The organism is Rheinheimera soli, assembly GCF_021290985.1.
In the GTDB taxonomy this organism is placed as follows: Bacteria; Pseudomonadota; Gammaproteobacteria; order Enterobacterales; family Alteromonadaceae; genus Pararheinheimera; species Pararheinheimera soli.
Genome location: NZ_JAJOYU010000009.1, coordinates 88,639 through 110,220 on the forward strand (window position 1 = coordinate 88,639; position 21,582 = coordinate 110,220).

At 45.7% G+C, this 21,582-nt stretch carries 23 protein-coding genes; 16 read left to right on the plus strand and 7 right to left on the minus strand.

All coding sequences use genetic code 11. The annotated features are described in order from the left end of the window. Positions 1–98: 98 nt before the first annotated feature. Positions 99–2,282, minus strand: coding sequence for a 4-alpha-glucanotransferase (gene malQ / locus LSG37_RS08375; RefSeq protein WP_233079441.1), 2,184 nt, complete (start codon positions 2,280–2,282; stop codon positions 99–101). A gap of 185 nt (positions 2,283–2,467) precedes the next feature. Here malQ and gap point away from each other — a divergent pair, with 185 nt between their 5' ends. Further along, positions 2,468–3,481, plus strand: a complete 1,014-nt coding sequence (gene gap, locus LSG37_RS08380; protein WP_233079442.1) for a type I glyceraldehyde-3-phosphate dehydrogenase — start codon at positions 2,468–2,470, stop codon at positions 3,479–3,481. A gap of 67 nt (positions 3,482–3,548) precedes the next feature. Beyond that, the gene (locus LSG37_RS08385) at positions 3,549–4,409 is read left to right on the plus strand and encodes a D-hexose-6-phosphate mutarotase (protein WP_233079443.1); all 861 of its coding nucleotides are present in this window, start codon (positions 3,549–3,551) and stop codon (positions 4,407–4,409) included. On the opposite strand, the gene LSG37_RS08390 is transcribed toward LSG37_RS08385, so the two are convergent. After that, a complete protein-coding gene (locus LSG37_RS08390) occupies positions 4,388–4,792 on the minus strand; it encodes a hypothetical protein (RefSeq protein ID WP_233079444.1) in 405 nt (134 codons plus the stop codon). The genes LSG37_RS08385 and LSG37_RS08390 overlap by 22 nt on opposite strands. A 290-nt stretch (positions 4,793–5,082) precedes the next feature. Between LSG37_RS08390 and ccoN the strand changes: the two genes are divergently transcribed. The 11 genes from ccoN to ttcA all read left to right on the plus strand — a co-directional run bounded on the left by ccoN (position 5,083) and on the right by ttcA (position 14,910). Continuing rightward, positions 5,083–6,510 (plus strand): cytochrome-c oxidase, cbb3-type subunit I, encoded by a 1,428-nt coding sequence (ccoN, locus tag LSG37_RS08395; protein ID WP_233079445.1) that lies wholly within the window; start codon positions 5,083–5,085, stop codon positions 6,508–6,510. A 10-nt stretch (positions 6,511–6,520) separates the two neighbouring features. Further along, positions 6,521–7,162, plus strand: a complete 642-nt coding sequence (ccoO, locus tag LSG37_RS08400; RefSeq protein ID WP_233079446.1) for a cytochrome-c oxidase, cbb3-type subunit II — start codon at positions 6,521–6,523, stop codon at positions 7,160–7,162. A gap of 5 nt (positions 7,163–7,167) precedes the next feature. After that, positions 7,168–7,347: a CcoQ/FixQ family Cbb3-type cytochrome c oxidase assembly chaperone gene (locus tag LSG37_RS08405; RefSeq protein WP_008898724.1), complete on the plus strand. Its 180-nt coding sequence runs from the start codon at positions 7,168–7,170 to the stop codon at positions 7,345–7,347. Continuing rightward, a complete protein-coding gene (gene ccoP / locus LSG37_RS08410) occupies positions 7,340–8,317 on the plus strand; it encodes a cytochrome-c oxidase, cbb3-type subunit III (protein ID WP_233079447.1) in 978 nt (325 codons plus the stop codon). The genes LSG37_RS08405 and ccoP overlap by 8 nt, the downstream gene beginning before the upstream one ends. A 73-nt stretch (positions 8,318–8,390) precedes the next feature. Continuing rightward, on the plus strand, positions 8,391–8,876 hold the full coding sequence (locus tag LSG37_RS08415; RefSeq protein ID WP_233079448.1) for a FixH family protein: 486 nt from the start codon (positions 8,391–8,393) through the stop codon (positions 8,874–8,876). A 2-nt stretch (positions 8,877–8,878) separates the two neighbouring features. Beyond that, positions 8,879–11,266, plus strand: a complete 2,388-nt coding sequence (locus LSG37_RS08420; RefSeq protein WP_233079449.1) for a heavy metal translocating P-type ATPase — start codon at positions 8,879–8,881, stop codon at positions 11,264–11,266. Continuing rightward, positions 11,263–11,448, plus strand: coding sequence for a cbb3-type cytochrome oxidase assembly protein CcoS (gene ccoS, locus LSG37_RS08425; protein WP_233079450.1), 186 nt, complete (start codon positions 11,263–11,265; stop codon positions 11,446–11,448). Before LSG37_RS08420 ends, ccoS begins: the two co-directional genes overlap by 4 nt. Beyond that, a complete protein-coding gene (locus tag LSG37_RS08430) occupies positions 11,445–12,131 on the plus strand; it encodes a sulfite exporter TauE/SafE family protein (RefSeq protein ID WP_233079451.1) in 687 nt (228 codons plus the stop codon). Before ccoS ends, LSG37_RS08430 begins: the two co-directional genes overlap by 4 nt. Before the next feature lie 23 nt (positions 12,132–12,154). Then, positions 12,155–12,877 (plus strand): fumarate/nitrate reduction transcriptional regulator Fnr, encoded by a 723-nt coding sequence (gene fnr / locus LSG37_RS08435; RefSeq protein WP_300931057.1) that lies wholly within the window; start codon positions 12,155–12,157, stop codon positions 12,875–12,877. A gap of 97 nt (positions 12,878–12,974) precedes the next feature. After that, entirely contained in the window at positions 12,975–13,907 is a 933-nt protein-coding gene (uspE, locus tag LSG37_RS08440) for a universal stress protein UspE (protein ID WP_233079453.1), read from the plus strand. Positions 13,908–13,986: 79 nt separating this feature from the next. Further along, positions 13,987–14,910 (plus strand): tRNA 2-thiocytidine(32) synthetase TtcA, encoded by a 924-nt coding sequence (gene ttcA / locus LSG37_RS08445; protein ID WP_233079454.1) that lies wholly within the window; start codon positions 13,987–13,989, stop codon positions 14,908–14,910. 60 nt (positions 14,911–14,970) lie between these two features. Here ttcA and LSG37_RS08450 read toward each other — a convergent pair whose 3' ends face one another. From LSG37_RS08450 to LSG37_RS08460, 3 genes are read right to left on the minus strand one after another with little or no spacing between them, the layout of a single operon-like run. Continuing rightward, on the minus strand, positions 14,971–15,540 hold the full coding sequence (locus LSG37_RS08450) for a DTW domain-containing protein (protein ID WP_233079455.1): 570 nt from the start codon (positions 15,538–15,540) through the stop codon (positions 14,971–14,973). A gap of 5 nt (positions 15,541–15,545) precedes the next feature. Next, positions 15,546–16,196 carry a DUF2987 domain-containing protein gene (locus LSG37_RS08455; protein WP_233079456.1) on the minus strand — a complete coding sequence of 217 codons (651 nt, stop codon included), beginning with the start codon at positions 16,194–16,196 and terminating at the stop codon, positions 15,546–15,548. Further along, the gene (locus tag LSG37_RS08460) at positions 16,196–17,056 is read right to left on the minus strand and encodes a glucosaminidase domain-containing protein (protein WP_233079457.1); all 861 of its coding nucleotides are present in this window, start codon (positions 17,054–17,056) and stop codon (positions 16,196–16,198) included. Before LSG37_RS08460 ends, LSG37_RS08455 begins: the two co-directional genes overlap by 1 nt. A 218-nt stretch (positions 17,057–17,274) precedes the next feature. Between LSG37_RS08460 and LSG37_RS08465 the strand changes: the two genes are divergently transcribed. Next, positions 17,275–17,907 (plus strand): toast rack family protein, encoded by a 633-nt coding sequence (locus LSG37_RS08465; RefSeq protein WP_233079458.1) that lies wholly within the window; start codon positions 17,275–17,277, stop codon positions 17,905–17,907. Positions 17,908–17,915: 8 nt separating this feature from the next. On the opposite strand, the gene LSG37_RS08470 is transcribed toward LSG37_RS08465, so the two are convergent. Beyond that, the gene (locus LSG37_RS08470) at positions 17,916–18,326 is read right to left on the minus strand and encodes a lecithin retinol acyltransferase family protein (protein WP_233079459.1); all 411 of its coding nucleotides are present in this window, start codon (positions 18,324–18,326) and stop codon (positions 17,916–17,918) included. A gap of 118 nt (positions 18,327–18,444) precedes the next feature. Between LSG37_RS08470 and LSG37_RS08475 the strand changes: the two genes are divergently transcribed. Both LSG37_RS08475 and yfbR read left to right on the plus strand, forming a co-directional pair. Continuing rightward, a complete protein-coding gene (locus LSG37_RS08475; RefSeq protein ID WP_233079460.1) occupies positions 18,445–19,659 on the plus strand; it encodes a pyridoxal phosphate-dependent aminotransferase in 1,215 nt (404 codons plus the stop codon). Positions 19,660–19,694: 35 nt separating this feature from the next. After that, the gene (yfbR, locus tag LSG37_RS08480) at positions 19,695–20,309 is read left to right on the plus strand and encodes a 5'-deoxynucleotidase (protein ID WP_269836527.1); all 615 of its coding nucleotides are present in this window, start codon (positions 19,695–19,697) and stop codon (positions 20,307–20,309) included. Positions 20,310–20,374: 65 nt separating this feature from the next. Here yfbR and LSG37_RS08485 read toward each other — a convergent pair whose 3' ends face one another. Then, positions 20,375–21,385, minus strand: a complete 1,011-nt coding sequence (locus tag LSG37_RS08485) for a cation diffusion facilitator family transporter (RefSeq protein WP_233079462.1) — start codon at positions 21,383–21,385, stop codon at positions 20,375–20,377. Positions 21,386–21,582: the final 197 nt, after the last annotated feature.

Sequence of the window (21,582 nt, forward strand, 5' to 3'; positions counted from 1 at the left end):
AGTTATGGCAGTTTTATAGCCAAATTATTTGAAGCCATAGCTTTAGCTCTTTGCTATGGCCTCAAAAATTCAACGAGCAGTCTGTCCTTTTGGGTCTTTTAACTGCGACGAAGGCGCGTCAGATCCTGCAACAATTGATTGACGTTTTGCTGTTGTGTCAGTTGTTCCAGCGTCATAGTCAACTTACGTCGCCAGTTCGGGTATTCATCGCTGGTGCCGGGAATATTGACTGGTTGTGTCATTTCCATCCAATCTTCCAGCTGTAAACACAATAACTGACTGGAGCCTTTGGCGACATGGCGCTGAATAGCGTAACTCAGTTCTGTACTCATCCCCACCTGATCGACACTGTGGCTAAAGTTAGGGTCCAGCATCTGATGGCCATGCAAAGAGTTTAAGATCTTTTGTTTATCTTCATGGCGGGACTGGAATAAAGCTGGCAGTTGATGCTCCTGATACAAGCCAACATCTTTGCCTAAATGTAAATCTCCACAATGCCAGTAGCCTATTAAGGTTGGCATATCATGAGTTGTCAGAGTGGCCATAGCCTGCACCGGGTAATGTCCAGGAGAGACATAACCACCATCTTCGGCTTTTTCAAAGAAAAATACCCGGTACGAATACATACCATATTCAGCCAGAATTTCACGAATACCATCTGGTACTGTGCCTAAGTCTTCGCCTATTACCACCACCTGGTGGCGCTGCGACTCAAGGGCCAAAATACCTAATAAATCCTGAATTGGGTAATAGATGTAAGCGCCATCCCCTGCACTTTCGGCGCCTTTCGGTACCCACCATAAACGCAATAAAGCCATGACGTGGTCAATACGCAGCGCACCTGAGTTTTGCATATTGGCGCGGAATAAATCGATCATAGGCCGGTAAGCTTGCTGGAACATTTGGTAAGGCAACATAGGAGGTAAACCCCAGTTTTGGCCTTTGGGTCCTAAAATATCAGGCGGCGCGCCTACACTGGCACCACGGCAATACAATTCCGGGTTACCCCAAATCTCAGTCGAAGCTTCGCTGACACCTACAGCTAAATCACGGTACAAGCCCAATAACATGCCCTGCTCTTTGGCAAAGGCTTGCGCTTTAGCAAGTTGTTCACGGGCCATAAATTGCAGATAACAATAAAAATCCAGTTCGTGGGCATGCTCTTTGGCAAACGCCAGCACTTCTTCACTATCTGGTCTTTGCCAGGCTTCAGGCCATACAGGCCAGCCCCAGGCATGGATGTCTTTTTGGATTAAATGGGCATGAATTGCATCGTACAGCGCCAACTGTAATAAACTTTCACCAGATTGTTGTTTAAATACAGAAAATGCCTGTGCAAGTTCAGGATGTTCAGCCTGATGCTCAGTAAACCATTGATACAATGCTTTTAACACAGGCAACTTCAAGCGAGTCACTGCAGTGTAATCAACCCAGTCTGCAGCCCGGGCAGCTTCGAGTTGTTGTTTAAATCCTGGCGCACTGACCAGCTGTTTTACTTGCTGACATTGCTCAAAACCAACCATTTCTGGTACTGCTAAATAGATAATATTTAACCAGCGGCGAGATGAAGGACTGTAAGGGCTGGCGGATTCCGGCATGGCTGGATAAAGCGCATGGATAGGATTTAAACCGACAAAATCGGCACCTTGTTTGGCTAAATGGCCCAGCAGAAAACGCAGATCAGCAAAATCACCGACACCCCAGTTTTGTTCTGAACGCACACAGTACAATTGCACCGATACGCCCCATTGTTTTTGCTTCTTAAATTCGGCAGGCTGGAAACAGGCAGATGGTGTAATGATCAGCGATTGCACAAAGTCCAGCTCACCTATAGTCAGACTTAAACTATGGTACCCCTGCTCCAGCAGCACTGGCAAAGTCCATTGATATTGCTGGTATTCTTCACCATCAAATACCATCACCTGATTTAACTCTGCATCTTCTGTCGCGGTTAGAGTGAAGTGATATGTTTTTCCCTGTTCGGTGGTCAAGACCAGCTCTAATGCGGTATTGGCAAGCACTATAGGTAACTTCAGTTGGATCTGAGTATCTTGTCCGGACTTTTGCACTGAGACTGGATCCAATAATTGCTCCCAGTGGTCTTGTTGACGTTCCAACAATTGCTCACGGGCAAGGGCGTCATTGTCCACAGCAAATCCTTGAGCGGCCAATAACGTGAGTAAGTTTTTCTCTGCAACTTCTGATTGGTTGCCCCAAGCGTCGGTAAATTGTGTTTCTATGCCAGTGAAGGCAATCAGATCAGAAAGTAATTGTTTGTCCATAAAGGCTCCAGCGACCCGCTTTTTGCTCGGAAAAGTAAATGGTTAGGGAAAATTAACTACCACAGTCTACTCCAGATTCAAGGCCTGGATTAACAAAATACGAATGCATAACTTTTTTGCACTTGAAAAGAATGACAAAAAATGTAATTTTATTACAGAATTAAATTACAGTCTGGGGATAGGTTATGACAATTCGTGTAGCAATTAATGGTTTTGGCCGCATTGGCCGCAACGTTTTACGCGCTTTATATGAGTCAAAGAAGAATTATGACATCAAAGTTGTAGCCATAAACGATTTAGGCGATGCCGCTATTAACGCCCATTTACTGAAGTACGATACAGCTCACGGCATCTTTTTCGCTGACGTAGAACACTCAGACAAAGCTATTTTCGTAAATAAAGATGAAATTCTGACTTTAAGCGAGCGCAGTCCTGCAAACTTGCCTTGGGCTGAACTTGATATTGACGTTGTGCTTGAATGTACAGGTCTGTTCACCAATCGTCAGACTGCTGGTGCGCATTTAACGGCTGGTGCTAAAAAAGTAATTATCTCTGCTCCGGCCAAAGATGTGGATGCCACTGTAGTTTATGGTGTAAACCATGATGTGATCACCAAAGATATGACCATCATCTCTAACGCGTCATGCACCACCAACTGTTTATCTCCTATCGCCAAGCCGTTAAACGACGCTTTAGGTATTGAATCAGGTTTAATGACCACTATTCATGCCTACACCAATGACCAGCGTTTAAGTGATGTGTATCACACCGACGTGCGCCGTGCCCGTGCTGCAGCTATGTCAATGATCCCAACACAGACTGGCGCAGCAGCCGCTGTAGGCTTGGTAGTACCAGAGCTGAAAGGTAAATTTGATGGTTTAGCGGTACGTGTACCAACTTTAAACGTGTCTTTAGTGGATTTATCTTTTATCGCTGGTCGTCACACCACAGTAGAAGAAGTCAACGATATTATCCGTAAAGCTGCAGCTCAAAGCCCGATGAATCAGGTGCTGGCAGTGAACGACTTGCCATTAGTGTCAGTCGACTTTAACCACAACCCAATGTCATCTATTTTTGATGCCAGCGAAACCCGTGTAAACGGCCGTTTGGTCAAAGTAATGGCATGGTATGACAATGAGTGGGGTTTCAGTAACCGTATGCTGGACAACACTGTTGAACTGATGAAACATAGTCAGTAAGCTTCAGACCTTTCACAAAGGCGGCTTTTTAGCCGCCTTTTCTTTCTGTTGAATTTAAGGATATAAGATGAGCCAAAATGCTATTACTGCACAGTTAGGTTTTGCCCACTTACAAGATTTACCTTGTTATGTATTAACCTGCGGCCAGGCTAAAGCTGTGATTAGTAGCTATGGTGCTCATCTACTTTCTTATCAGCCAAAAGCTGGCACCGAAGTGATTTATCTCTCACCAGAAGCAGAGTGGCAAGACAACACACCCATTCGTGGCGGTGTACCTGTATGCTGGCCCTGGTTTGGCCCTACCGCCGCTGAACTTAATCCTGCCCAGAAAAAACTACCGAATCATGGGGTGGTGCGCACCGAACTATGGCAACTGGTGAAAAAGTCTGTGTCAGAACATGCTGTCATCATTGAATTTGGCATCACCACCAGTAGCTTACCTTATCAGGACGCTCCTGCTCATTTGAGTTTGCAACTCACTTTAACTGAAACAGACTTAAGCCTGACGCTGAACTCAGATCAGGCGGTGCAACAAGCTGCACTTCATAGCTATTTTGTGGTGGATTCAGTACACCAGGCTGTCGTCTCTGATTTAACGGGCAATTATCTGGATAAAGTCGAGGCAGGCAAAGAGTTTCATCAAACCATCGAAGAACTCAGATTCAGCAAAGAAGTTGATCGGGTCTATCTGAGTACACCAGAGCAATTAACACTCAAGGATGGCAAAGCACAACTTCAGATCATTCAGCAGGGTCATGATGCCAGCGTGTTATGGAACCCGTGGTCAGAAAAAGCAGCAATGTTAAAAGATTTACCGGATTTGGGGTATCTGGATTTTGTGTGTGTTGAAACCGCACGTTTAAGCCTGAATAATAAAACGCCATTGCAACTGGTACAGCAGATCCGCTATACAGGCCAGCTGGAATAGAAAGGCAGTAGTAATACTTTTTCGCCTTGGGTGACATGAAGCAATGTCAGTTGCAATTGCCACTTCATCTTCGGTTGACTGCACGCGCCCAATACCATTTCTGCGACATACTGCTGCTGTTGCCCTGTCACAGCTTTAAACAGCAGTGGTATAGTGCCCATACTCATCGACACCCCAACCACTTCGGCGTGTTTGATGTGCCAGCCTTCGGACAATTGCACAGACCAGTTTAACAACTGTTCAACCGGTGCTTCAGCGGGGCTCAAACTCACGCTGACCTGGTCATCCTGATGCAATTGCAAAATAGCTGCAGCTTCAGCCTGTCTTTGTTCAGAACATCCGGTCAGGCAAAGTAAATAAAATGCCAGTACCACCAATCTCATCTGATCATTTTCCGTAGATAAAGAACAACCAGTGTACCTTGATGCAGCTATCAAACGCAAAACACTGCTGTAATTGGTTATTTTGCGACCAGCAGTATTGTTCTACATCATAAAACGGGCTGTTTTGCCTATCTTTTTAAAGGCAAAACTCGTATTATTTCGCCCCAAAATGGTTAAGGGTATAGTTGCTTTGCAAGTCGTTGAGGCTGCTACACTGTTAATCAACAATAAGAAGGGTCACCTTAGGGTGAAATTTTAATCACTAGCAATAAACTGCAGCGGAACTCAACATGAGCCAGACCAAATCGTTAAATGTTGACTACAACTATACCGTTGTCCGCCTCTTTGCCGTCACCACAGTATTGTGGGGTATTGTCGGTATGGTGGTGGGTGTATTACTTGCGGCCCAACTCTATTGGCCTGCACTTAATTTTGACACGGCATGGTTAACATATAGTCGTCTTCGTCCTCTTCACACTAATGCGGTAATTTTCGCATTTGGTACCAGTGCTCTGTTTGCCACTTCTTACTACGTGGTACAACGGACCTGTCAAGTCAGGCTCTTTGCCGAAAAACTGGCGATGTTTACCTTTATTGGCTGGCAGGTCGTCATTATCGCTGCAGCTATCACTTTGCCTTTGGGTATTAGCCAAAGTAAAGAATATGCCGAGCTGGAATGGCCTATTGATATTCTGATCACCCTGGTTTGGGTTTCTTACGCTATCGTATTTTTTGGTACTTTAGTCAAACGAAACACTAGCCATATTTACGTTGCCAACTGGTTCTATGGTGGTTTTATTATCACTGTTGCTGCCTTGCATATAGTCAACAGCATGGTGATCCCTGTCTCTCTGTTTAAATCCTACTCTGTGTATGCAGGTGCTGTGGATGCAATGGTACAGTGGTGGTACGGTCATAATGCGGTAGGTTTCTTATTAACCGCAGGCTTCCTGGGTATGATGTATTACTTCGTACCAAAACAAGCAGGCCGTCCAGTCTACTCCTACCGTTTATCAGTCGTGCACTTCTGGGCTCTGATTGCTTTATACATCTGGGCTGGTTCTCACCACCTGCACTACACCGCCCTGCCGGACTGGACTCAGTCTGTAGGTATGGTGATGTCAGTCATTCTGTTTGTTCCAAGCTGGGGTGGCATGATCAACGGTATCATGACGCTTTCTGGTGCCTGGCATAAACTGAAGACAGACCCTATTTTACGTTTCCTTATTGTTTCCCTGTCTTTCTACGGCATGTCGACTTTTGAAGGTCCAATGATGGCCATCAAGTCTGTAAACGCGCTATCGCATTACACAGACTGGACAATAGGCCACGTTCACTCTGGTGCTTTAGGTTGGGTTGCGATGATTTCTATAGGCGCAATGTATCACCTGATCCCTGCGGTATTTAATCAGGGCCGGATGTACAGCATCAAGCTGATCAACACTCACTTCTGGTTACATACTATTGGTGTGGTTCTGTATATAGTCGCCATGTGGATCAGCGGTATTATGCAAGGCATGATGTGGCGTGCAGTCAATACAGACGGTACCCTGACTTACAGCTTTGTACAAAGCTTAGAAGCTTCCTATCCGTTCTACCTGATGCGCTTTATTGGTGGTTGTTTTGTCGTCACAGGTATGCTGATTATGGCCTATAACGTTGTGAAAACTATCAGAGCAAAAGATGGCGCTCTGGAACCAGTAGCTGAAGCAGCGTAAGGAGCTTATTGTGTCTAAGAACTATCATGAATTTTTCGAGAAAAGCGCCGGCTGGTTAGCCATAGGCACTGTGGTTGCAATCAGTTTCGGTACCTTGGTTGAAATCACTCCTTTGCTGTTTTTAAAAGAAACCACCGAACCTGTAGACGGCTTAAAACCTTATACAGCGCTTCAACTGGAAGGTCGGGACATTTTCATTCGTGAAGGTTGTACCAACTGTCACAGCCAGATGATCCGCCCTTTCCGCCACGAAGTGGAACGGTACGGTCACTACTCTGTTGCTGGCGAAAGTGTGTGGGAGCATCCATTTTTATGGGGTTCTAAACGTACAGGTCCTGATTTGGCACGTGTGGGTGGTCGTTACAGTGATGACTGGCACCATGCACATTTGATGGACCCTCGTTCTGTTGTGCCTCAGTCCAATATGCCGGGTTACCCATGGCTGGATGAAAATCTGTTGGATGGCGAGTTAACACCGAAGAAGATGGAAATCTTCAACAAGTTAACTAAAGGCAAAATGCATGCAAACGATGAAGATGGTGTGATGTATTCAGCCGAAGAAATTGCAGCAGCAACTGATTCAGTCAAGGGTAAAACTGAGATGCAGGCGTTAATTGCCTATCTTCAGTCCCTTGGCACGGCATTGAAGTAACTATTATGGATATGGCAACCCTACACAGTATTTTCACCGTGTTAGTGTTTGTAGGTTTCATTGGTCTTGTGGTCTGGCTTTTTGTGTTAAAACGCAAGCCAGACTTCGATGAACAGGCAAATTTGCCTTTTGCAGACGACCAGAAACCAAAACAACAACAGAAACAGGAGTCGGATCATGAGTAGCTTTTGGAGCACTTGGATCATTGTCTTAACAATAGCGTGTATCGTATTTTGCGCCGTTATTCTGACCTGGAACTTAAAAAACCATGTTGGTGTGAAAGAAGGCGAGTCCACAGGCCATGATTTTGATGGCATTGAAGAGATTAATAACCCTCTGCCAAAATGGTGGACCTATATGTTTTATGCCACCTTAATCTGGTCGGTGTATTACTTTGCGGCCTACCCTGGTCTTGGCAACTACAAAGGCTTTTTAAACTGGACCAGTTCAAACCAGGGAATTAAAAACCTGGCTGAATCCAAAGCTGCTGTGGAACAAAACAAACTTGAAGGTAAAAACGTCCAGTTGGATCGCGAATATGCGGCTGCCAACGAAACCTATGCCAAAGAGTTTGCTAAATACACCAACCGCGACATCATGGATTTAGCTTATGATCCGGAAGCCTTGAAAATTGGCCAGCGTTTGTTCCTGCAAAACTGTGCTCAATGTCATGGCTCAGATGCCCGTGGTCAACGTGGTTACCCTAATTTGACTGACGATGACTGGTTGTACGGCGGTACACCAGACAAAATCAAAGAAACTCTGCTGTACGGCCGTAAAGCCGCTATGCCAGGTTGGGGTGATGCTTTAGGTGAGCAAGGCATTAAAGAAATGACAGCCTATGTGTTAAGCCTGTCAGGCCGTAAGGTGAACGATAAAGAGGCTGCAGCAGGTAAAACTAAGTTTGGCATGTGTGCGGCTTGTCATGGTGCAGATGGTAAAGGCAGCTTAGCTCACAACTTGCCATTTGGTGCACCGAACCTGACTGACAATGTTTGGTTATACGGTGGTTCACACGGTGCAGTTGAAGAAACACTGGTCAAAGGCCGTAATGGTCAGATGCCAGCGTTTAAAGAGATTTTAGGAGAAGAAAAAATCCATATTATCTCTGCATACGTTTACCGTTTGTCTCGTCCTGAAGAAAGCAGCAAGTAGTTTATTCTGCTGCTCAACTGTAAAATAAGCCCCGCCTTGTGGGGCTTATTGCTATCTGAAAGAGGAATACCTGATGTTGCATGATACAAAACCCTGGTACAAACAGTTCTGGCCCTGGTTATTATTGGCTTTCCCTATCGTCTCCTTTATTAAAGGTGGCCATACCATCTACATCATGCAGCAAAGCAACCCGGATTTGGTGGTGGACGACTATTACAAGGAAGGTCGAGCCATAAATATGAATCTGGCGAAGTATCGTGAAGCCGAATTGCGTAACTTGCACGCCAGCACTTTGATTGCAGCTAATCAGGTGATAGTGAGATTTGAGCAAAATAAGACTTTAGGTGAGCACCTGACGCTGGAGTTTTTTCACAACACAATAGCAGCCAATGATTTTGTTATCACAGCAGAGCGTAGCGGCGAAAATATGTATGTAGCTACCTTACCCACCCTGCTTGAAGGGAAATGGAATCTGGTGGTGTCGGATGAACACAAAGACTGGAAGCTGCGTGCTACAGCTATGCTACCGCAACTGGATGAGTTTAAACTGGGATATTAACAGTGTCGTATTCAGGTTGTTTTCACTGCAATGAAGTTATTCCCAAAGGTTCAGATTTTAGCCTGCTTATAGAGCAACAACAGAGGCAGTTTTGCTGCCCTGGTTGTCTGGCTGTTGCTGAAACTATTATCGATCAGGGACTGGGTGATTATTATAAATTCCGAACTGCCCCTGCCAGTAAAGCTGAACTGGTACCCGGTCAATTGCAATTGGTCAATTATGACAGCGCTGAAGTACTGGCCGATCTGACCCAAAACAAAGATAACCAAACTCAAATTGAGTTATCCATCAGTGGGATCAGCTGTGCAGCCTGCGCCTGGCTGATTGAAAAGCAACTGAAAAAGAATCCTGCCGTCTACAGCGTCAGCGTCAACTCCAGTACAGCCCGCTGCATCCTTAGTTGGGATGTAAAACAACTTAAACTCAGCGATATCCTCACCAGTATCAGTCAATTAGGCTATCAGGCTTCGCCTTTTATGGCCGATCAGGAAGAAGCTATTCAGCAAGCCGAGCTACGCCGTTTTTTAAAGCGCCTGGCTGTGTCCGGTATTATGAGTATGCAGGTAATGATGCTGGCGTTTGGCCTGTATTTTGGCGAATACACTGGCATAGAACCCCAATTTGAAGGTTATTTACGCTGGATCAGTTTGTTATTAACCACTCCTGTGGTGTTTTACAGCGCTAAGCCTTTTACTTTAAGTGCCTGGCGGGCAATCAAAGGCCGCGAGCTGAATATGGATGTGCCAGTGACTCTGGCTGTGTTTTATACCTTTATCGCTTCGGCTTACGCGACTTTATTTGGCATAGGTGAAGTCTATTTTGAATCTGTGTGTATGTTTGTGTTTTTGCTGCAGCTCGGTAAGTTTTTTGAATTCCGCGCCAGAGCACAGGCCCGTGCAGCGACCGGAAATTTATTAAAAATCATGCCGGTATCAGCCCGACTGGTGCAAGGTGATGAACTCATTCCAACCTCAGCCCGTCGTTTGGAAGCAGGACAGATTATTTTAGTACAAGCCGGTGAAACCATAGCCGCAGACGGTGTTGTGCTTTCGGGCGAAAGTTCGGTGGACGAATCCATGCTCACCGGCGAATACAAGGCTGTCAGCAAAGCAGCTGGCGACCTTGTGATGGCAGGCAGTATTAATCATGACGGTGTATTAAAAGTTACAGTACATCAGGCTTTAGTCTCTTCCCGTTTAGGCCAGATCATTAGTCTGCAGCAGCAGACTCTGAACCAAAAACCGCAAATCGTTGAAAAAACCACCCAACTTGCACGCTTTTTTATTCAGCGTTTGTTGGTCATAGCTTTGGCTACTTTTTTAGTCTGGTATTTCTGGCTGGATCAGGAAAGAGCCTTTTGGGTCACCTTATCGGTGCTGGTCGCCACCTGCCCTTGCGCTTTAACCTTAGCCACGCCGACTGCTATTACCTGTGCTTTGGCTCGTTTAAACCGCAAAGGAATTTTGATAAAAAACCAACAAGTGCTGGAAATACTGCCACAACTGACATCGGTATTTCTTGATAAAACCGGTAGTCTGACCCAAGGCCGTTTTAGTATTTTACGCACCCAACTGCATAACACTGCATATGACGAAGCAAGCCTGTTAGCATTGATTGCCCGTATTGAAACCTACTCAGAGCACCCTATAGCCCGAGCCTTTAACTCTTACCTGAACACAGAGATAAAAGTTGAGCAGGTACAAGTGCATGTTGGCTCAGGCTTATCGGCGCTCTGGCTGCAAAATGATGTTTCCTTGACTGTTAAAGTGGGCAGCGCGGCTTTTTGTGCTGTTCAGCACCAGACAGCTGCTGCCGTTTGCTGCACCATCAATAATCAATTAGTGTTATCGGTGGAACTTTCCGATGCGCTTCGCCCGGAAGTCCCTGCCCTTATGACTGCCTTAAAACAACGTGGTTTAACCTTGTCTATGCTGACGGGTGACTCTTCTGTTCAAGTGGAAGAAGTGCAGCACCAATTGCAGTTTGATCAGGTATTTAAAGGCTGTAGTCCTGAACAAAAAGTAGAACATATCCAGCAGGCCGTCTCGCAAGGTGATAAAGTGCTGATGCTGGGCGACGGTATTAATGACAGCCCTTGCTTCCACGCCGCTCATGTTTCAGTGGCATTAGATTCAGGCACAGATTTATCAAAAAATCAGGCTGATGTGGTCTTGCTGCACAATGACTTACACTTAGTGCAGCAATTGATTGAAGGGGCCGTGCTTGCGCAGCGTATTGTGAAGCAAAATCTATGGTGGGCTGTGGGTTACAATCTGGTGATCATTCCTTTAGCTGTAGCAGGTTTTGTATCGCCTTATATAGCCGTGATTGGCATGTCATTCAGTTCTATTTTAGTGGTGTCTAACTCGCTGAGGTTACTCAAACCATGAGTATTATTTATGTGCTGATCCCTATCGCCATACTTTTTGTCTGCATTGGCCTTGGCATCTTTTTTTGGGCTGTACGTAGCCGCCAGTTTGATGATTTAAACAAAGAAGGCATGAGCATTTTGTTTGAAGAAGAAAAACAAGCCGCCCCTCAAAACGATAAAGACAAACTGCCGCCTCAATGAACGCTGAACTTGCAGTAAACCTTTTTGCCGCTTTGACTATTGGTTTTTTAGGCAGCAGTCATTGCCTGGTGATGTGTGGCGGTATAGCCAGTGCACTTCAACTCTCTATGCCCGGCTTGAGTCTGATACAGCAACTGAAGTTGCAACTGATGCTCAGCCTCGGCCGTTTAACGATTTATAGCCTTTTAGGCGCACTGACAGGGGCTTTTGGTGCAGCCGTGCTGGTCAAACTAGGTATTAGTTTATTCTGGCTAAAACTGCTTGCCGGTGTCCTGCTGCTGCTGATGGCCTTTTATGTGGCACGCTTGTGGTTTGCTTTGACTGTACTGGAAAAGTTTGGCTCGGCTTTGTGGCGTAAAGTTCAGCCTGTCGCCAAAACTTTGTTACCCCTTGATAGCAGCCACAAAGCCTTAGCTTATGGTCTATGTTGGGGTTTTTTACCTTGTGGTCTGGTGTACAGCAGTTTAGGCTGGAGTCTGGCCAGTGGCAACGCCTTACAAGGCGCTTTACTGATGTTGGCTTTTGGTATCGGAACTTTACCAGCCATGCTGGCGGTGGGAAGCTTTGCCCGTCAGTTAAGTCAGTTTAAAAATAATAAACTGATCAGAGCCAGTGCTGCTTTTTTACTGGCGCTCTATGCGTTGTACACTATAGCTATTGCATTAGCTCCACGACTTTTCTAAGCTGGGAAAGTTGCTATAAAGGAATATCTATGTCCGGTTCAAATTTAAGTTGCCAACACTGCGGTTTTAGTCAGTTATGCCTGCCCTTCAGCCTGAGTAATGCTGAATTGGACACGCTGGACGATATTATCGAACGTAAAAAGCCTTTGCATAAAGGTGACTTTTTGGTGGAAGCCGGTACAGCTTTGCATTCTCTGTATGCCGTGCGTAGCGGATCTTTTAAAACTTTTACCTTAACCGAATCCGGCGAAGAACAAATTACCGGCTTTCATTTGCCTGGTGATGTGATAGGTTTTGATGCGATAGGCGAGCAGCAGCATCCCAGCTTTGCTCAGGCACTCGAAACCGCTATGGTCTGTGAAATACCTTACAGTCAAATGGACCAGTTGATGGGCGAATTACCCAAACTTCGTCAACAAATGATGCGGCTGATGAGTCAGGATATTAGCGGTGATCAGCAAATGTTGTTATTGCTGAACCGGAAAAATGCTGAAGAAAAACTGGCCGCCTTTTTAACCAATCTGGCTCAACGTTTTTCTAATCGTGGTTTTTCAAAAAAAGAATTTCGTTTAAGCATGACCCGAGGCGAAATAGGCAATTATTTAGGCCTGACTGTTGAAACTATTAGCCGTTTATTAGGTCGATTCCATAAGGACGATTTAATACAGGTGGATGGAAAACTGATCAGCATCAGTAATCCGGACGCTTTAAGCAAACTGGCTGGTGGCTCCGCTATCGCTCGCTGATCATACAAAGTATTGATCCAGCACAAGGAATTATCAGCCTACCTTCGCTACCTTGGCTACACTTACAGGGTACGCCTTAGCTTAGCAGGAGCATGATATGACCTTATATCCAAAAGTATTGGTAGTGCTGGACCCTTCTGTGGCTGAACAAAAAGCCCTGAATCGGGCCGTTGAACTGGCCAAACTACAAGACTGCCAACTGACGGCCTTTTTATCCATTTACGATTTTTCTTACGAAATGACCACTATGTTATCCGGTGAAGAACGCGAGTCGATGCGTCAAGCCGTGATCAACGACCGTGAACTTTGGATCAGTGAACTGGTGGCCGTTTATCAGGAGCAAGGCCTGAAGATTGATATTCAGGTGGTCTGGCACAACAGGCCTTTTGAGGCCATAGTGCAGGCTGTTTTAGAAAAAGAGTACGATTTGGTGATCAAAGGCACCCATGATCACGACGTATTGAAGTCCATGATATTTACCCCAACCGACTGGCATATTTTGCGTAAGTGCCCTTGCCCCGTATTGCTGGTCAAAGATCATGACTGGCCGGAGCATGGCAATATAGTGGCAGCTGTAAATGCTGGCAGTGAGCAAAGCCACCATAGCTCATTGAATCAACGTATTATTCAGCAATCGAAACAACTGGCCGCTCTGCTTAACGGCAAAGTGCAGCTGGTGAACGCTTTCCCTGGTACGCCGGTCAATATTGCTATCGAAATTCCTGAATTCAATCCACAGGAATACAACCAGACCATGAAAAACCACCATCTGGATTCAGTACAAAAGCTGGCGCGAGAGTTTGAATTAGATTCCAGTCAGACCCATGTCCTTGAAGGTATGCCAGAAGATGTGATCCCAAAAATGGCGCAACAACTGGATGCCGAAATGGTGGTGATTGGCACCATTGGCCGTACTGGTTTATCAGCGGCCATTATTGGCAATACAGCTGAGCATGTGATAGACAGGCTCGATTGTGACGTTTTGGCTGTCAAACCAGCAGGTTTTGTTTGCCCTTTAGCAAAACATTAAGTTCCGCAAGATCCAAAGCTACAAAGCTGGCGCGTAGTTGGTTATACTACGCGCCATTTTTCCGTAGGGTCGTTGTTTTATGTCACATGCAGCCGAAGCCAAAGCACAATATAACCTGAACAAATTACACAAACGCCTGCGCCGTGGCGTAGGTCAGGCTATTGCTGACTTTAATATGATTGAAGAAGGCGACAAAGTCATGGTGTGCTTGTCAGGTGGTAAAGACAGCTACACTATGCTGGACATATTGCTCAACCTGCAACAATCCGCCCCTATTCAATTTTCTATAGTTGCAGTGAATCTGGACCAGAAACAACCTGGTTTTCCGGCCGATGTTTTGCCCAATTATTTAAGCCGTATTGGTGTTGATTTTCAGATTGTGACTGAAGACACCTACTCTATTGTCAAAGACAAAATTCCTGAAGGCAAAACCACCTGCTCTTTATGCTCCCGTCTGCGCCGTGGCATTTTGTATCGCACAGCCAAAGAGCTTGGAGCCACTAAAATTGCATTGGGCCATCACCGCGACGACATGATTGAAACTATGTTTCTGAATATGTTTTACGGCGGAAAAATGAAGTCCATGCCAGCTAAGCTGATCAGTGACAACGGCGAGCATATCGTCATTCGCCCTCTGGCCTATTGCCGCGAAAAAGACATCGAAAAATACTCCATTGCCCGTGAGTTTCCGATCATTCCTTGTAACTTATGCGGCTCACAAGATGGTTTGCAGCGTCAGGTCGTCAAGGAAATGCTGCAGGACTGGGACAAACGTTTCCCTGGCCGCATCGAAACTATGTTTCAGGCCATGCAGAATATTGTGCCTTCTCATATGATTGACAAAAATCTGTTTGATTTTGCCGGCATCAGTAAGGACAGCCCACTACCTGCAGAAGGTGATATGGCCTTTGATAAACCTGACGTACCTAAAGTACCGGTAGGTTTAATCCAGGATGAAGACGAACCAGCAACTGACAAAGTTCAGTTTGTAGAACTACTGTAGGGACCGGGCTTGCCCCGCCCGTCTATAATTCCAATCCTATGTCAGGCCACAATTCAGAATTCAACAGCGCTTGTTAAATTCATCAAAGAGCAGCATCAGCTGCTCTTTTTCATTCGGGTAACCGCTTTGTAGCAACAGTTCCATCACCACTTCAACTGTACACAAAGCCCCTTCTTTTTGGTTACGCCGCAGTTTATAGGATGAAGGCTGATCAGCTGAAATACCCAACCGATAGCAGGATTGCAAATATGAGCTTTGCCTGAGCATTTTGGCTGCTTCCTGCCAGGTTGCATCCAACAACAGCCAATGTCTGACAGCTTCAGCCTGGCGCAATGCCAGTTGATTAGAAGCCGTTAGATTTTGAGGCTGATACAGGCCCAGCTGCAACAGATAACAGGCTACAGGCGTTTCAGCCGTCATCAGCTCAGGTGACAAGGGATAAACTAACCCCAGCTGTTGCTGAGTCGCTAATTCTAACAGCAGCACATTGGGCTCTTTCCGCTGCCACTCGATCAATTCAACCCTGACCTTCGCAGAAGCGGCCAAAGACTGGAGCACCAGAGCACCGGTATTGGTGTCCTTTTGCAGTTCTCTGCTGTGGGTCAGCAGATAAAGTACCAGCTCCGGCATTTGGTTTAAGGTTGCTGTAACAAAGGCGTGGCGTGATCCGGTACTTTAGAAAACTCAACTGTTGCACTGTCAGCCAAATTGGCTGGTAATTGAATACGACAACGAGTTTGCTCACACAGCAGTTGCTGCTGAAAAGTTGCATCTGTACTTTGCGCCATCACTTCGGTCGCAAAATGCAGAGTTAAACCCGAAACATCTGGTAACCAGTACTTACCAAGACCAGCCAATGAATCTAAAAGCTCGTCGAACTGGCTTTGTAACTTACGCAGTTGAGCAACAGTCACCTGTTGTGGCACTGGCATTTTGCTGCGTAACTTAAAGTTTAAATCGCAGGAATGAGCACCCTCTGGCTGCTTCAATACGATTAATGCTTTACGGCTATTAAGCAACTCATCGTAAGGTAGAATCAGCTCACCATTGTTGGCGATAGTTAAAGGAGCTTCAGAAATGTCTGTTGTGATCACTGCATTGTCCACAACACAAGGATCGTTAGTGCCGGCTTTTTGCAGCATAAAGGCCAGCGTAATATCACTGAATTCGACCTTCTCGCTTTTTTTCATCCGGGAATAAAAGCCATCGTAATTAAATACGGTATCAGCTAAGGCTGAACCGCTAAAAACAACCAGCGCACTGGCCAGAACATAAGATTTCATCATTAGCTGTCTATATGTTTAGTATTGGCTTTGAGCATGGTATGGATTTCGTTAACATAATCCTGGCCACGCTCTGAATACCGGATCAACCCTGTCACCAGATGGTGTCCGGCTACTTCGCCTTCAGCGCGGCGTTTTGCCCTGATTTGACGTAAATTTTCATACACATAAAAGGTGTTCAGATTGTAGAAGTAACTGTTAATTGCAGCAGCTACATGAGGAAACACTGCCACCTCATGGTATTTACCTGCACTGCGTTTTTGTGGTACCACACCACAACCTGCTCTGAAACACCACTGACCAAAAAAGTTATAGGCCTCTAAAGCAAAGCGACTGGTGCCCCAGCCTGATTCTTTTGCCGCCTGGATCAGCACTAAGTCCGCAGGTATCATGTCGACCCGGCTCAACAATAAGCGAAAACCTTCCGCATCTACGTCCGGATAATCCAGCTTAAATTCGTCGTACAGACTATAAATAAAAGCGTATTCTTCCACTGTCAGTTCTTGTTGAGTCTGCTTCTGCTGAACTTCGATGATCTGCTGCCGGATATGCAATAGTCTGGCGTTTTCTCGTTCTATAAAAGGTAATAAATAGTCAAAAAAAGCCTTTTTCTTTTCAACCACATCTTTGTATTGCTCAAAATCTGGCACAGGCAGTAATTCGGGCATAGCCACAGGATAAGCCAGTCGTTTTAACAACTTGCGCTGGTCCGCAGCATCCAAAGCTGAAAGTTTAGAAGGCATTTGCCATTCTGCTAACGAAGCAATGTCTTCAACAGGAGCAGGTCTCAGCCATGGGTAAGCCGCGGCACAAAGCACGACAGCCCATAACAACAACCAAAAGCTCAATTCTGTTTTTTTCATGCGATACCCTGATTTCGCCTTTATCCGAGCCCGCCACTGAATGAGCTGGACCACAACGGTGCGTATTCTAACCAGATCCGTTGATAGTTTCGACCACAAAATGGCCTGAACACTAAACCCACCAGGACAAGGAAACACTAACATATTGTATTTAAACAATATTTAAGTTAGCAAGAAAACTGCATACTCGGCTATAACTATGAAAAAAGGAGAATAACATGCGTAAACTTACTTTAATTTCTGCTCTGGTTTTGGCTTTATCTGCAACAACAGCAGTAGCTGACGATGTCAAAGTGCTGGAAAAAACTATAGATGCAAAAAGCTTTACCAAGCTGGTGCTCGACGTTCCTGTTGGTGAAATTGACGTAAAAGTAGCTGAAGGAACAGAAATCAGCTTAGTTGTCGAGTTAGAAGCTGACAAAAACTGGTTAGGTCGCAGCTCTGATATATCAGACGCAAGCATCAATGTACGTGAAGACGGTTCCACCCTGAAACTGAAGGTCGATTTGGAAGATGACGACGATGTAAAACAAAGCTGGACAGTAAAAATGCCTGCAGAAATGGCAGTGGCATTAAATTTAGGTGTAGGCTCTGTTGAAGTTGACGATCTGACTTCAGATATCAATGTCGATTTGGGTGTAGGCGATGTTGACATCAAAGTAGATACCAGCCTCTATGCTTCCATCGAACTGGATGCTGGTGTAGGTGATACATCTATTAAAGGTGGCAAAGGCCGTTATCAGCAGGAACGTGTATTAGTCACCAGTTCGAGTGAGTTAAATGGCTCAGGCAAAGCTGGACTGGAAGCCAATGTAGGTGTAGGTGATATTGAAGTGCGCGATAACCAGTAATTGGTCTGCTAAGGCGCTTTATGCAACCAATTGGGGGTAAAGCGCCAGTACGTTGTTAGTGCCTGCTTTAAATCAAAAAAACTGGTTAATGGCAATGAGTCACCGCTGATACAAGCGTAAGTAAAGCGGTGGCAGTTGTTCCTTAACAAGTCGTAATCCTGATAACTGTAAATCTGCTCGATAGCCCTGTTGGCAGCAATTTCTGAGCCTATGATGTCACCTGCCGGATTGGTAGCAAAAATCAGTTCAGCGCCAGAGCGGTCGGCTAAAAATCTCTGAAAGGATAAGGAACGCACTAAACCAGACCCTGCCAGCTCCACTATTTGCCCTTCTCCTATGTAAATGCCTGTGTGCTCAAAAAACTGAAAAATTTCGCAGCCAACCACGGCGCCCACAGGGATAGTTCGCAGACTTGTCATAAAGCTCCTGATTTCGCCGATTTTTTTTGCAATCATACTTGCAAAAGACGTCTAGGCGTGTAAAAAGGTGTAAGCAAAGATATTACTAATTAACAAACGGAGTAGATAGGATAGCGGTATGAAACCAATAGAGCGCTCGACAAAATTAGATGGGGTTTGTTATGACATTCGGGGTCCGGTGGCACGTGAAGCCAAACGGATGGAAGAAGAAGGTCAGCGTATTTTAAAGCTCAATATTGGTAATCCCGCGCCTTTTGGTTTTGAAGCGCCGGATGAAATTTTAAAACACGTGATCCACAACCTGCCCACAGCTCAGGGCTACAGCGATTCACAGGGCATATATCCAGCCCGGGTTGCAGTGGCGCAGTATTATCAGCAGCGTGGCATTTTAGGCGCAGATGCGGATGACGTGTACATTGGTAATGGCGTATCAGAACTTATTCTGATGTCCTTACAGGCACTTTTGAATAACGGTGATGAGGTGTTGATCCCCTCCCCTGATTATCCACTCTGGACAGCTGCAGTCAATCTGGCCGGTGGCAATGCGGTGCATTATCGCTGCGATGAGCAATCAGACTGGTTTCCGGATTTAGCCGATATTCGCGCCAAAATCACAAAAAAAACCAAAGCTCTGGTGTTGATTAACCCAAATAACCCAACAGGTGCCGTGTACTCTAAAGCGGTTTTATTGGATCTGCTGGCCATTGCCCGTGAGCATAAGTTGGTGGTGATGAGTGATGAAATTTACGACAAAATTTTGTATGACGGCGCAGAGCACGTTACGACAGCTTCGTTAACAGACGATTTATTTATGCTGACTTTCGGTGGTTTATCGAAAAACTACCGTATTGCTGGTTTTCGTGTCGGCTGGATTTTATTGTCCGGCGCTAAACATCTGGCCAAGCACTATGTAGAAGGCTTAAATATTCTGGCGTCTATGCGCCTCTGTGCCAACGTGCCTTGTCAGCATGCGGTACAAACGGCTTTAGGTGGCTACCAGAGTATTAACGAGCTGATCATACCAGGTGGCCGTTTGTACGACCAAATGGACTTAGCCCATAAACTGGTCACCAGTATTGATGGTATCAGCTGTGTGCGGCCTAAAGGCGCTATGTACTTATTCCCTAAGCTGGATCGTAAAAAGTTTAAAATCAAAGATGATGAACTGATGGTGCTGGATTTCCTTCGCCAGCATAAAGTACTTTTGGTGCATGGTAGGGCTTTTAACTGGCCGGAGCCGGATCATTTCCGCATTGTGTTTTTACCGCACAAAGAACAGCTGGAAATGGCAATTGGCCGTTTAGCACAGTTTTTACCGGGCTATCAACAGTAGCATCAGCAGTAGTGGATTAGCAGTAAAAGGCCATAATGATTACGGATAAAAAACCAAGCCATTTTTTCGCTCATCTGTTCCGGATGAAGCTTATTAACAGATGGCCACTGATGAGAAACGTCAATACTGAAAATGTGGCTGAACACAGCCATCAGGTGGCTGTGGTGGCCCATATGCTGGCGCTTATTCGTCGTGAAGTATTTGCTGGTGAAGTACAACCTGAGCGGGTGGCAACACTGGCGTTATTTCATGACGCCAGTGAAGTACTGACAGGGGATTTACCTACGCCAGTAAAGTACTTTAACGCGCAAATTGCTCAGGAATACAAAAAGATAGAACGTATTGCAGAGCAAAAGCTGCTATCGATGTTGCCAGAGAAATTGCAGCCCTTTTATCAGTCGTTGCTGCTGTCAGAGCAGTATTCAGTGGATGAAAAGCTGCTGGTCAAAGCGGCGGATACGCTGTGTGCTTATGTGAAGACTCTGGAAGAGCTGTCTGCCGGCAATCATGAATTTGTGCTGGCGAAAAAGCGGCTGGAAAACGTACTCGAAGGCTATGCTCTGCCGGAAGTGAACTACTTCCTTGAGATTTTTATCCCAAGCTTTTCTCTGTCTTTGGATGAAATCAGTTTGCAGGATGGCCAGCTGTAATCGCCAATCCGATGCATCTCGAAACCATAAGGGCGCGATTTTATCTGCGCCCTTCTCACACCTGCTCAGTGCTGGTCCCGGCAAACTTCCTGATTAAACTCAAACTCTATGGTGGTATGTTCCAGCTGATAGGGCTGGAGCAGCTGCCGTATTTGTTCTTTATGCGTTTTTAACTGTTCTGCTGCAGTCTCAGCTTTCAATACCAGATGCGCTGTTAATACATGCTTTTCGCCATCCAGCGACCATAAATGCAGGTGATGTACTTCCTGCACAAACTCAAGATGCTGCAACTGTTGCTCTAATTTGGCCGCCAATTTTGGATCCGGGCTAACCTGTAAAAAAAGTGCTAGGGTACGGCGCAAATTACGCCAGACATTGATCAGAATAAAGCAGGTAAAACCTATACTTAATACCGGGTCAACCCAAGCCCAGTCGGTAAAGTAAATCAGAATAGAACCCACCAGCACAGCAACCCAGCCTAATACATCCTCCAGCAGATGCCAGGTCAGAATTTTTTCGTTTTGGGTTTTACCACCTCTTAACTTAAATACAGCAGCACCGTTTACCAGCACACCTAACACCGCTAGTCCCATCATACCTAACGCATGAGGCAGTTGAGGTTCCCATAAACGAGGTATGGCTTCATACAAAATCCAGCAGGAGCCCAACACTAAAATCACACTGTTGACCAAAGCGCTCAGCAAGGACCAGCGCCGGTAGCCATAACTGTAACGAGGCGTCGCCTCTTTGCCTGCGATTTTAGCGGCAAACCAGGCAAAAGCTATTGCCAGTGTATCGCCTAAATCGTGCATCGCATCGGCCATAATAGCCACGCTATTGGTCAGCCAGCCGCCGATAAATTCGATAATAGTAAAACTGAAGTTCAGCCAAAAGGCGGTGGCGATATTGCCAGACTCAGAGCCATGATGATGGTGATGATGACCAAAAAGGCCATGGGAATGCTTATGCTCGTCGTCATCCTTGTGATCATGATCGTGCACTGATCCATGGCCGTGATTGCAGCTTGCGCCATGCTGATGGGATTTGTGGTCTGGCTTTGAATGATCGTGGGGCATGCTACACCTGAAGATAATGCCGTAATATGAGCACCATATCTGGTTTTACCCTGCTCTGCCAGAGCACAAAGCAGCTTGTCTGGGAGAATTTAAGCTATTCACTGCTTCAGGCAAAAAAAGCTTGAGCCAAAGCCAACAAAACACTAGTCTGAAACTGAAGTTTGGCTGAATAAGGCCGATACAAAACTATTGACCTG